This is a genomic window from Bacillus stratosphericus (genome assembly GCF_020524495.1).
Classification (GTDB): Bacteria; Bacillota; Bacilli; order Bacillales; family Bacillaceae; genus Bacillus; species Bacillus stratosphericus_B.
This window is the reverse complement of sequence record NZ_JAIVLB010000014.1, coordinates 1-11,815: the sequence shown is the minus strand read 5'-3', so window position 1 is coordinate 11,815 and position 11,815 is coordinate 1. Positions and strand designations below refer to the sequence as shown.

The following is an 11,815-nucleotide window of genomic DNA, read 5'->3' as shown; positions in this document are numbered from 1 at the left end:
TTTTGGACAAATAAAAAACGCCTCTGCCATAAGACAGAGACGTTTTGAAAACGCGGTTCCACTCTGTTTAGAAAGCCCCTGATCTTGCAAGCTTTCTCAACTTCATCCCATAACGGAGGGTACCGCCCTTGCATACTAACGTACGTGTTCCTCAAGGGTCTTGAGGGTGCATTTCCAACGTCTGCCCATAAGTCTCTTTCAGCCGGTGAAGACTCTTTCTGTGATGGACGAAAACATTGTACTTCTCCCTCGCAACGATTTTCCTTATATTTGTTTAATACGGTTTAATACCGTTTCTTTACCTAGTAGTTCAATGCTTTGCGGAAGTTCTGGGCCATGCATTTGTCCTGTAACAGCCACACGAATTGGCATGAATAGTTTCTTGCCTTTATGCCCTGTTTCTTTTTGTACCGCTTTAATGGCAGCCTTGATTTCATCAGGTGTGAAAGATTCAAGACGTTCAAGCTGTCCCGCAAAAGAGGCCATGACTTCTGGTACTTGCTCTTCTGCTAGAACTTCCCTTGCCTTTTGATTATACTCAATTTGCTCCTTAAAGAACAACTCTGTTAACTCAACAATTTCTGCTCCGAAGTTCAATTGTTCGTGATATAGAGAAATGAGTTTGCGTACCCACGTGTTTTCTTCTTCTGTCAGCTGCTCGGTTACCTTGCCTGCCTTTTGAAGATGTGGAAGTGTTAAGGCAACGACCTGATCAAGATCAAGTGCTTTCACGTATTGGTTATTCACCCATTTTAGTTTATGCATATCGAATAGAGCTGGTGACTTAGAAAGTCGGTTGACATCGAAAATATCAATGAATTGCTCTTTTGTAAATAGTTCCTCTTCGCCAACTGGAGACCATCCAAGTAGTGCAATGAAGTTAAACAAAGCTTCTGGTAAATAGCCCAAGTTTTTATACTGCTCGATGAATTGAATAATCGATTCATCACGCTTACTTAATTTCTTGCGGTTCTCGTTTACAATCAACGTCATATGTCCGAACAGCGGCACATCCCAGCCAAATGCATTGAAGACCATGATTTGTTTAGGTGTATTCGAAATGTGATCCTCTCCGCGAAGAATGTGAGTCATTTTCATCAAATGATCATCCACTGCTACAGCGAAATTATAAGTTGGCGTGCCATCTTTCTTCACAATGACAAAGTCACCAATTCCGTCTGTTTCAAACGAAATATCACCTTTGACCATGTCATCAAATTTGATGAGTTCTCCTTTTGGAACACGGAAGCGAATGCTTGGCTCTCTTCCTTCACCAATGAGCTTGTCCTCTTCTTCTTTTGATAAATGACTGCATTTACCAGAATATCGAGGCATTTCACTGCGGGCAATTTGCGCTTCACGCTCTTCTTCTAGTTCTTCAGCCGTACAATAGCACTTATACGCCATCTCCTTCTCTATCAGCTCATCATAATATTTTTTGTAAATATCATTACGCTCTGATTGTCTGTAAGGACCATAGCCGCCATCTTTATCAATGCTTTCATCCCAATCAATACCGAGCCACTGCAAATGACGAAGCTGGCTTTCTTCTCCGCCTTCTACATTACGCTTTTGATCCGTATCTTCGATTCGAATAATAAATTTGCCGCCTTGGCTGCGTGCGAACAAATAGTTGAAAAGAGCCGTTCTAGCATTACCAATATGTAAATGACCAGTTGGACTCGGTGCATAACGAACACGCACTTCATTTCCCATGAGTTTAACTTCCTTTCATCTGCATCATGTTGCCTGACAACATTCTTTTATAAACGTATTTTATCATCAAATACCATTCTCATCAAAATGGATTTTACTTTTTCTGAAGAAGTACTGTTGCCTGAGAAGCAATTCCTTCGCCTCTGCCTGTAAATCCGAGTTTCTCTGTCGTTGTTGCTTTGACATTCACCTGTGTGACATCTGTCTCAAGTGCTTCTGCGATTTTCTCACACATTGGTTGAATGTATGGTGCCATCTTTGGCTTTTGCGCCATGATGGTGCAATCGATATTCACAAGTGTATAGCCTTTGTCTTTCACAAGAGCCCATACATGCTGAAGTAATTTAAAAGAATCTGCATCCTTAAACTCGGGATCAGTGTCTGGGAAATGTCTGCCGATATCCCCTTCACCAATCGCACCTAAACAGGCATCCGCCACTGTGTGAAGCAGTACGTCAGCGTCTGAATGCCCAAGCAGTCCTTTTTCATAGGGAATGGTCACCCCACCGATAATAAGAGGCCTTCCCTCTGTTAATTGATGTACATCAAAGCCTTGTCCTATTCTAAACATGATCTAGTACCCTCTTTCCGCATCCATAATTGCCTTGGCAACCAATAAATCATCCGGTGTTGTCAGTTTAATATTGGTATAGTCTCCTTGGACAATATACACACTCTCACCGTGTAATTGTTCTACAAGGCTGGCGTCATCTGTTCCAAGGAAGCCTGTCCGCTCCGCGTATTCATGCGCCTCTTTTAAAATAGAATGACGAAAAGCTTGTGGGGTCTGGACTGCCCACAAGCTCTGACGTTCAATGGTTTGCTCCACTTTGCCTTGTTGAACGCGTTTGATTGTATCTTTCACTGGTACCGCTACGACTGCAGAGCCTTTTTCAATCGCTGCTTTAACGAGCAAGTCAATCTGTGTATGCTTAATAAAAGGCCTTGCTCCATCATGCACAAGCACGATGTCCGCATCTTTCACAGCCTTTAACCCTTCGTATACACTTTGCTGGCGTTCTTTACCACCAGTGACCAGTGAAACAGGCGTTTGAAAAGCGTGTACCTTTAGTAGCCTTTCAAAGTCACGAAGCTCCTCTTCATTAATTGCTAAGATCATGCGTTTGCATTGTGAATGGGTGTCAAACACCTTCAGTGTGTGAATGATGACGGGCATTCTTTTCAATTCAATAAAAAGCTTATTGCGGCCGGCCTTCATTCGCTTCCCCTGCCCCGCAGCCGGAATAACTACTTCATAATACATGTTCGTTCTCCCTTTAGAGCGCCTTCTCCAGAAGTTTTGGCTTCGCAAAAATCATTCTTCCAGCAGCAGTCTGTAGCACACTTGTGACGAGCACATCAATGTCTTTTCCAATGTAATTGCGTCCTTCCTCGACCACAATCATCGTACCGTCATCTAAGTAGGCAACACCTTGGTTATGCTCTTTTCCATCTTTAATGACCTGTACCTTCATTTCTTCCCCAGGCAATACAACCGGCTTGACCGCATTGGCTAGATCATTAATGTTTAACACTGCTACTTTTTGAAGTTCGCATACTTTATTTAAATTAAAATCATTTGTCACAACAACACCTGAAGTTAACTTAGCGAGCTTCACAAGCTTGCTGTCAACCTCTTGAATGTCTTCGAAGTCACCTTCGTAAATTTCAACTTTAATATCCAATTCTTTTTGGATACGATTTAAAATATCAAGACCTCTTCGGCCTCTATTTCTCTTTAATACATCAGAAGAGTCTGCAATATGCTGCAATTCTTCAAGCACAAATTGAGGAATGACCATGACTCCTTCTAAGAATCCAGTTTGACAAATATCTGCGATTCTTCCATCAATGATAACACTTGTGTCTAAAATTTTCAGCTTTTTATCTTCTATTTCAGGTTCATCATCAGCTGCTCCTTTTTTCTTGCTGACCTTTGCAGACCGAGAGAAAAGCCCCATCATTTCATCTTTCTTCTTAAACCCTACTTGAAATCCAAGGTATCCTAAAAAGAAAGCCAGGAAAATCGGAATAATGGTACCAAAAATAGGATATGGGATATTTTTTAACGGGATCACGTTTACAATAAGATATGCTAGAATAAGTCCAAATACTAAACCGAAACTTCCAGATATAAGATCAGGAAGAGGCGCCTTCAATAGAGAATCCTCGATCCATTTCACCCAATTAACAACATAGCCTGTGCACCATTTGCCGATGATAAAAAACATAGCGGCTCCTATTAATGCTGAAAAGTAAGCATTTGTTATGAAAGGTATGTCCTTTACATTTAACAGTAGAAATAACTCTGGGAAGATAAAAATCCCCACAACTGCACCCAAAATGATAAAAAACGCCTGAACGATTCTTTTTAACATACCTTCACCTCCTTTATTTTTCATGTGTCAATCCACCTTCACCTGACATTGATATATGTTTAAGTTTCCTATTACAGAAAACAAAAAGCATCATTAATATACCCATATTCATCCATTTTTAACCGTGAATTGAGAAAATTTTCTCTTTTTATAGCTGACGGTCGATATAATGTTTTTCTTGCAACCTTTTTAATCCTTTTTTTATCTTTTTCGCTCTTACTTCCCCAATTCCTTCTACTTCATCCAATTGTTGTACATCCGCTTCCAGAATTTGATCTAACACACCAAACGCTTCGACCACATTTTCGACAATTGGCATAGGCAGTCTAGGGATTTTGTGAAGTAATCTGTACCCTCTTGTGTAAACATAATCGTCAATATTTGTAGAAACTGGATATCCAAGTAACTTGTACAAAATGGAATCATCTAAAAGTTCAAAGCTAGACATATCTTGGAGCTGTTTAAGCAAAACATATGGATCTTTGATCTTTTCTTTCACGTAATCTTTAATAAATAAAGCCGCTTCCTGCTCCATATCTGTAATCAGCTCATTGACTTGAAGACGAATCAAGTGTCCTTCTGTTCCAAGCTCTTTGATATACATATTGATTTCATTTTTGATTCTGAGCACCATTTCATAGCGATGCAGCACGGATAGTACATCACCAAAGGTGACAAGCTCTTCAAATTCTAGGGCGCTTAACGCAGAAATGGCATGATCTAAAATGGTTTTATATTTCTCAAGTGTTTGTATTGCTTGATTGGCCTTCGTTAAAATAAAACCGATATCTTTCAACGTATAACGACGATTCCCTTGGTATAAGGTAATGACGTTTCTCCGTTCAGAAATGGCAATGATTAAGCAGCCTGTCTGCTTGGCTACACGTTCAGCCGTTCGGTGTCTCATGCCTGTTTCTGATGAATGAATGGTGGCATCTGGCATCAGCTGTGTATTAGCATACAAAATTTTTTGACCAGAATCGCTTAAAATAATGGCCCCATCCATCTTGGCCAATTCATATAAATGTGCTGGGGAGAAGGCAGAGTTAATGTGAAATCCTCCATCTACCACACTTTTGACTTTGTCGTTATAACCAACAACAATGAGCCCGCCCGTATTAGCTCTCAGGACGTTTTCAATCCCTGCCCGCAGAGGTGTCCCTGGTGCCACAAACTGTACGATATCTAAGAGATCGACTTCTCTCGCTCCTTTTTTCTCTTTTTCCATTTCTATGATCCCCCTAATGAAATACGAAGTGCCTCCGCTACATTTTCTACGCCGACTAACTCAATCCCTCCCGGCTTTTTCCATCCATCTATATTCGCCTGAGGGATAAACATTCGCTTAAATCCTAGTTTAGTAGCTTCCTGCACACGCTGTTCAATTCTGGATACTCTTCTGATTTCTCCCGTCAGACCGACTTCTCCAATAAAGCAATCCGCTTGATGCGGCGCTGCGTCTTTAAAGCTTGATGCAATACTGACGGCAATGGCCAAGTCAATCGCTGGTTCATCTAGCTTTACACCGCCTGCGACCTTTAAATACGCATCTTGGTTTTGCAGCAGCAGCCCTACACGTTTTTCTAAAACTGCCATTAGCAATGACACACGATTATGATCAAGGCCTGTGGCCATTCTCCGTGGATTCCCAAAACTGGTTGGCGAAATTAATGCTTGTATCTCCACAAGAACGGGTCTTGTTCCTTCCATTGAAGCAACAACACAAGAACCAGATACACCCGCTGATCGCTCTTCTAAGAAGATTTCAGATGGGTTTAATACTTCCGAGAGCCCTTCCTCTCTCATTTCAAAGATCCCTAATTCATTCGTTGAACCAAATCGGTTTTTCACTGCTCGTAAGATGCGAAACGTATGATGCCGCTCCCCTTCAAAATAAAGAACCGTGTCGACCATATGCTCTAAAAGTCGTGGCCCTGCGATTGAGCCTTCTTTGGTCACGTGACCAACGATAAAAATGGGGATACCATTTGTCTTAGCAATCTTCATCAGCTGCGCTGTACATTCCCTCACCTGAGAAACAGATCCAGGAGCTGACGTAATATCGCTTTGATAAACAGTTTGAATCGAATCCACCACAACAAAAGCGGGTTTCATCTCTTGTATAGCAGACGTGATATACTCCATATCGGTTTCAGCCAAAACATGTAAAGAGGCACTTTCAATACCAAGGCGGTCTGCTCTTAGCTTCGTTTGTTTAATGGACTCCTCACCAGATATGTATAACACATTCTGATTTTGGTCTGAGAGTTGCGCTGATACTTGTAGCAATAGTGTGGACTTCCCAATTCCAGGGTCTCCGCCAATTAGCACCAGAGAACCTCTGACAATTCCACTTCCTAATACTCGGTTAAATTCTTCTAAATTCGTTTTAATTCGGGGTTCTTCTGATGTTTCAATTGTAGATATAGGTGAAGGTTTTTGAATAGTTTGAACAGAATGGTTAAAAGCACTTCGACGATTTGGCGGGTCTTTACGGACGACTTCTTCTGTCATACTGTTCCATGTGCCGCATCCGGGGCATTTCCCCATCCATTTTGCTGACTCATAACCGCACGATTGGCATATATATTTTGATTTTGTCTTTGCCATAGATTGAAGAATACAACTCCTTATACTGGTCAGAAAATAAGTAAAGGGAGGCATACAACTCACTGGTATGCCTCACACCTTTTTCTTACTATATTAGTTCGTGGCTGCCGTTGCTTTTACGACAATTTCTCCATCTTCAACATCTAATATGATTTGTTGACCCTTTTCAATATTGCCCTTTAGCAATTCCTCAGAAAGACGATCCTCAACGTGCTTTTGAATCGCTCTTCTTAACGGACGAGCGCCATACTCAAGGTCTACACCTTCGTCGGCAATCTTCGCTTTTGCTGCTTCCGTCAATTCTATGGAAAGATCTTGCTCTTTTAATCGTTTTGTCAATTGATTAGACATGAGAGACACGATCTCTTTTAGATGATTCTTCTCAAGCGAGTGGAAGACAATGATTTCATCAATACGGTTGATGAATTCCGGTCTAAACGCACGTTTCAACTCGCCCATGACTTTGCCTTTCATATCTTTATAATTTTGACTTTCATCTTGCACGTTAAATCCGACATATTTATTTCTCTTCAGTTCGCTAGCTCCAACGTTAGAAGTCATAATCAAAATGGTATTTCTAAAGTCCACTGTACGCCCTTTAGAATCAGTGAGACGACCATCTTCTAACACTTGCAGTAAGATATTAAACACATCAGGATGCGCCTTTTCAATCTCATCTAAAAGCACGACAGAATACGGTTTTCTTCTCACTTTTTCAGTCAACTGACCACCTTCATCATAGCCAACATAACCTGGAGGTGATCCAACAAGTCTTGAAGTAGAATGTTTTTCCATGTATTCAGACATATCAATACGGATCATCGCTTCTTCATCACCGAAAATAGACTCGGCCAGTGCTCTTGCAAGCTCAGTCTTACCAACTCCTGTTGGACCTAAGAAGATAAAGGAACCAATCGGACGTTTCGGATCTTTTAGGCCAGCACGAGCACGTCTCACTGCTTTCGCTACAGCGACAACCGCTTCATCCTGTCCAATGACGCGAGAGTGGAGCAATTGTTCCATATTCAGAAGCTTATCTGTTTCGGTTTGAGCAATTTTTGAAACAGGCACTCCGGTCCAGCTAGAGACAACCATCGCAATATCATCTACAGATACCTCTGAATTCTCTTGTCCCTGCTTTTCTTTCCACGATTTCTTTGTCACTTCTACTTTTTCACGCAGACGCTGCTCTGTATCACGAAGGGAAGCTGCTTTTTCAAATTCTTGACTTTGAACAGCCGCATCCTTTTCCTTGCGCACTTCATCCAATTTTTGTTCTAATTCCTTTAGGTTAGGCGGTGTAGTGAATGAACGTAAGCGTACCTTCGAACCTGCCTCATCAATTAAATCGATCGCTTTATCTGGAAGGAAACGATCAGAGATATAGCGGTCTGACAGTTTTACCGCCGCCTCAATGGCTTCATCCGTAATGGACACACGGTGATGCGCTTCATAACGATCTCTAAGTCCTCTTAAGATTTGAATACTTTCATCAACGGACGGCTGATCAACTTGAATTGGTTGGAAACGACGTTCAAGCGCAGCATCCTTCTCGATATATTTACGGTACTCATCTAACGTTGTTGCTCCGATACATTGAAGCTCACCACGTGCTAAGGATGGTTTCAGAATATTAGACGCATCAATCGCACCCTCTGCTCCACCTGCACCGATCAGTGTATGAAGCTCATCAATGAAGAGAATGATATTTCCCGCCTGACGAATTTCGTCCATGACCTTTTTCAAACGATCCTCGAATTCACCGCGATATTTCGTGCCCGCTACAACGGTTCCCATATCAAGTGTCATCACTCGTTTATCTTTCAGGATTTCAGGCACTTCGTTGTGAATAATTTGTTGTGCAAGACCTTCTGCAATCGCTGTTTTACCAACACCAGGCTCACCAATCAGCACAGGGTTATTCTTTGTTCTTCTGCTTAGTACTTCAATGACACGTTGAATTTCTTTGCTTCGACCAATGACAGGGTCCAAACTGTCCTCTTTCGCAATAGCTGTTAAGTCTCTCGCCAAGCTATCTAATGTTGGTGTATTTGCATTGCTATTAGATCCTGCCGCAGATGCACCAGTTTCATTGCTGCCAAGCAGCTGTAGTACTTGCTGGCGTGCTTTATTTAAGCTCACTCCCAGGTTATTTAAGACACGGGCAGCAACGCCCTCTCCCTCTCGAATAAGACCTAAAAGAATATGTTCAGTCCCTACATAGGAATGACCTAGCTTTCTCGCTTCATCCATTGAGAGCTCCGTGACCTTCTTCGCTCTAGGCGTGTAATGAGGAATAGCTTGGGACACCTCTTGCCCTCTTCCAATCAAGCTTTCGACTTCTTTTTGGATTTTATCTGAAACAAGGCCCAGTGCTTCTAACGCTTTTGCAGCTATGCCCTCACCTTCACGAACAAGACCAAGTAAAATGTGCTCTGTTCCAATATTTTTATGGCCTAGGCGAATGGCTTCTTCTTGTGCAAGTGCTAATACCTTTTGAGCTCTTTCAGTAAATCTTCCAAACATCATATCGTTTCATCCTCCTGTCCATTCCAATGCATTTCTAAGCGCAGCCTTTCTCTAATAATTGCTGCTCGTTTTATATCTCTTTCATTTGGCTCCAAGGCTCCTCCTGAATATTGCTGAAGGAAGCCAGGCTGAGTCAAAATCATGAGTTCATTCAGTATATTACTTGATAGCTCCTTAATGATACCTAAATCAATTCCAAGCCGCACATCTGACAAACATTTTGCCGTCTCCTTTGATTCAATCATACGACAATTGGCCAAAATCCCTAGAGAACGGTACACTCTGTCCTCAAGTTCAATTTTAGATGTTTGATATAATGCTTTTCGTGCAGATCGCTCTTGTTCAATGAGCTGAGCCGTCACACTATTCAAGTCATCTACAATATTCTCTTCAGATTGACCCAGTGTCATTTGATTTGAAATTTGAAAGATGTTTCCTATTGCTTCGCTACCCTCACCATAAATTCCTCTCACCACAAGGCCTAATTGATTAATGGCAGGAATAATACGATTCATTTGTCTTGTGAGGGCTAATGCTGGTAAATGCATCATGACCGAAGCCCTAATACCTGTTCCTACATTGGTAGGACAGCTAGTTAAGTATCCTCGCTTTTCAGAAAACGCATAATCCACTTGTTCTTCAATCCAATCATCTACCTGATTAGCCGCTTTTAGTGCATTGGCCAGCTGAAAACCTGGGAACAAGCATTGGATACGAATATGGTCTTCTTCATTCAGCATCACACTGATTTCTTCATTTTCAGAAAGCAAGCAGCCACCAAATCTTGATTCTGCTAAGTTGGGGCTAATCAAATGCTTTTCAACAAGTACTCTCTTTGCCAAAGGCTGCGTTTCATTCATTCGAATCAAAACAAAGTTTCCAATGTCCTTCACCTCTTGGCTTGCAAACTTTTGCTCGAATTGTTGGAGAACAGCTTCAGCCTCCTCCTGAGAAAACTGAGTTGGGAAACGAACATGCTCTAGATTGCGTGCTAGCCGAATACGACTGCTTAGAACAATGTCACTTTCTGGTCCTTTTTGTTTCATCCATTTACTTAAAGCGTCTTGAATAAAATGCTGGAGCGACATGTCGTTAATCTCCCTCCCTTTGCTGAGATTGTTCATGCTCTAATGCACGAATTTGATCTCGAACTTCCGCTGCTTTTTCAAACTCTTCCTGTTTAATCAGCTGCTTCAGCTCTTGCTGCATTAACTCAAGCTTCCTGCGGGCATGCAGACTGCCGGCAATCCGCTTAGGGACCTTTCCATTATGGACCGTATTTCCACTATGGACTTTCCGTAATAAAGGGTTTAGATACTGATCAAATGTGCGATAGCATTCTGCACAGCCAAAACGGCCTGTTTTTCTGAATTGCTGAAAGGTTAAGCCACACTTAGGACATTGATCCACTTCTCTCGCTTCTTGAAAAATAGATGATCCTTTGTTAGCACTCGTTGGAAAGCTAGGATCAATATTCAATAGGCCTGATAACAAGTTGTGTATCGAGAAACCTTGGTTGCCACTCATAGCATATGAATCACTGTTTTCTTTTGCACATTGTTCACATATGTGCATTTCTTGTTTTTCTCCATTTATAACTTTCGTAAAGTGAAAAGTGGCTGGTCTCTCATTGCATTCTTGACAAATCAATCTTTTCACCCGCTTTACTTTAATTTCAAAGCATTTAACATCGCTATCATCATACGAGCCCGCAGTTCATCTCGTTCAGGTAAATCAATGTGCAAAACAGAGCGGTCCATGACGCTGATCATCATCTTTGCTTCTCTTTCGGATAAAATGTTGTTTTCAACAAGACGCATGATGATATGATCAGATGAGGACTGTGATAAACGATGATATATTTGGGAAGTAATGTTGTTCAATAAATCGACTTCATCATTCATTTTGACTTTAATGATGCGGATATAGCCACCGCCGCCACGCTTACTCTCAACGATATAACCTCTTTCGCTTGTAAAGCGTGTATTGATAACATAGTTAATTTGTGAAGGTACGCATTGAAACTTATCTGCAATCTCATTGCGTTTAATTTCTAATATTTCTCGACTATTCTGATCCAAGACTTCCTTCAAATACTGCTCGATGATATCAGAAATATTTTGTGCCACTCCGCCTCCTCCTCCATTGACTTTGACTATATTTGACCTTAATCTTACTATAAATTTTTTCGATCGATTTTTCAAGATAATCGCTCAACTAACAATATTATTTCCACATTTATCTGGTGTCAAACCTCCCAAAAACATAAAAAAGACCAGTTCCGTCTGGAACTGATCCTTATAAAGCTTGGCGGCGTCCTACTCTCACAGGGGGAAACCCCCAACTACCATCGGCGCTGAAGAGCTTAACTTCCGTGTTCGGTATGGGAACGGGTGTGACCTCTTCGCTATCGCCACCAAACCTGATGGAGAGAATGTTCTCTCAAAACTAGATAACAACGTCCATGCTTCACATTAGAATATAGGTTAAGTCCTCGATCTATTAGTATCTGTCAGCTCCACGTGTCACCACGCTTCCACCTCAGACCTATCAACCTGATCATCTTTCAGGGATCTTACTTC

Annotated in this window: 10 protein-coding genes, 2 rRNA genes and 1 other annotated feature; all 12 genes read right to left on the bottom strand. The window is 41.5% G+C overall.

The window, feature by feature from the left end; all coding sequences use genetic code 11:
* Window positions 1-32: 32 nt before the first annotated feature.
* Window positions 33-264, bottom strand: a binding site (T-box leader).
* A complete protein-coding gene (gene gltX / locus LC033_RS07310) occupies window positions 265-1,716 on the bottom strand; it encodes a glutamate--tRNA ligase (RefSeq protein WP_226567628.1) in 1,452 nt (483 codons plus the stop codon). It lies immediately after the preceding feature.
* Window positions 1,717-1,810: 94 nt separating this feature from the next.
* Window positions 1,811-2,287, bottom strand: a complete 477-nt coding sequence (ispF, locus tag LC033_RS07305) for a 2-C-methyl-D-erythritol 2,4-cyclodiphosphate synthase (protein WP_226567626.1) — start codon at window positions 2,285-2,287, stop codon at window positions 1,811-1,813.
* Between the two features lie 3 nt (window positions 2,288-2,290).
* A complete protein-coding gene (gene ispD / locus LC033_RS07300; protein ID WP_226567624.1) occupies window positions 2,291-2,980 on the bottom strand; it encodes a 2-C-methyl-D-erythritol 4-phosphate cytidylyltransferase in 690 nt (229 codons plus the stop codon).
* Window positions 2,981-2,993: 13 nt separating this feature from the next.
* Window positions 2,994-4,094 (bottom strand): PIN/TRAM domain-containing protein, encoded by a 1,101-nt coding sequence (locus LC033_RS07295; protein ID WP_226567690.1) that lies wholly within the window; start codon window positions 4,092-4,094, stop codon window positions 2,994-2,996.
* Between the two features lie 148 nt (window positions 4,095-4,242).
* The gene (gene disA, locus LC033_RS07290) at window positions 4,243-5,322 is read right to left on the bottom strand and encodes a DNA integrity scanning diadenylate cyclase DisA (protein ID WP_226567622.1); all 1,080 of its coding nucleotides are present in this window, start codon (window positions 5,320-5,322) and stop codon (window positions 4,243-4,245) included.
* Between the two features lie 2 nt (window positions 5,323-5,324).
* Window positions 5,325-6,704, bottom strand: a complete 1,380-nt coding sequence (gene radA / locus LC033_RS07285) for a DNA repair protein RadA (RefSeq protein WP_226567620.1) — start codon at window positions 6,702-6,704, stop codon at window positions 5,325-5,327.
* 93 nt (window positions 6,705-6,797) lie between these two features.
* Window positions 6,798-9,233 carry an ATP-dependent protease ATP-binding subunit ClpC gene (gene clpC / locus LC033_RS07280; RefSeq protein ID WP_226567618.1) on the bottom strand — a complete coding sequence of 812 codons (2,436 nt, stop codon included), beginning with the start codon at window positions 9,231-9,233 and terminating at the stop codon, window positions 6,798-6,800.
* Window positions 9,230-10,321, bottom strand: a complete 1,092-nt coding sequence (mcsB, locus tag LC033_RS07275) for a protein-arginine kinase McsB (RefSeq protein WP_226567616.1) — start codon at window positions 10,319-10,321, stop codon at window positions 9,230-9,232. Before mcsB ends, clpC begins: the two co-directional genes overlap by 4 nt.
* 4 nt (window positions 10,322-10,325) lie before the next feature.
* Complete coding sequence (mcsA, locus tag LC033_RS07270) at window positions 10,326-10,883, bottom strand: protein-arginine kinase activator protein McsA (RefSeq protein WP_226567615.1); 558 nt, start codon at window positions 10,881-10,883, stop codon at window positions 10,326-10,328.
* 14 nt (window positions 10,884-10,897) lie between these two features.
* Complete coding sequence (locus tag LC033_RS07265; protein ID WP_226567614.1) at window positions 10,898-11,362, bottom strand: CtsR family transcriptional regulator; 465 nt, start codon at window positions 11,360-11,362, stop codon at window positions 10,898-10,900.
* Window positions 11,363-11,538: 176 nt separating this feature from the next.
* Window positions 11,539-11,654: ribosomal RNA gene (rrf, locus tag LC033_RS07260) — 5S ribosomal RNA — on the bottom strand.
* A 61-nt stretch (window positions 11,655-11,715) separates the two neighbouring features.
* A 23S ribosomal RNA gene (locus LC033_RS07255) occupies window positions 11,716-11,815 on the bottom strand; the annotation flags it as partial.

What these genes read in the sequence shown, in the direction of transcription:
- gltX (WP_226567628.1), bottom strand. Translation starts at nt 1,716, where the DNA reads ATGGGAAATGAAGTGCGTGTTCGTTATGCACCGAGTCCAACTGGTCAT.
- ispF (WP_226567626.1), bottom strand. Translation starts at nt 2,287, where the DNA reads ATGTTTAGAATAGGACAAGGCTTTGATGTACATCAATTAACAGAGGGA.
- ispD (WP_226567624.1), bottom strand. Translation starts at nt 2,980, where the DNA reads ATGTATTATGAAGTAGTTATTCCGGCTGCGGGGCAGGGGAAGCGAATG.
- LC033_RS07295 (WP_226567690.1), bottom strand. Translation starts at nt 4,094, where the DNA reads ATGTTAAAAAGAATCGTTCAGGCGTTTTTTATCATTTTGGGTGCAGTT.
- disA (WP_226567622.1), bottom strand. Translation starts at nt 5,322, where the DNA reads ATGGAAAAAGAGAAAAAAGGAGCGAGAGAAGTCGATCTCTTAGATATC.
- radA (WP_226567620.1), bottom strand. Translation starts at nt 6,704, where the DNA reads ATGGCAAAGACAAAATCAAAATATATATGCCAATCGTGCGGTTATGAG.
- clpC (WP_226567618.1), bottom strand. Translation starts at nt 9,233, where the DNA reads ATGATGTTTGGAAGATTTACTGAAAGAGCTCAAAAGGTATTAGCACTT.
- mcsB (WP_226567616.1), bottom strand. Translation starts at nt 10,321, where the DNA reads ATGTCGCTCCAGCATTTTATTCAAGACGCTTTAAGTAAATGGATGAAA.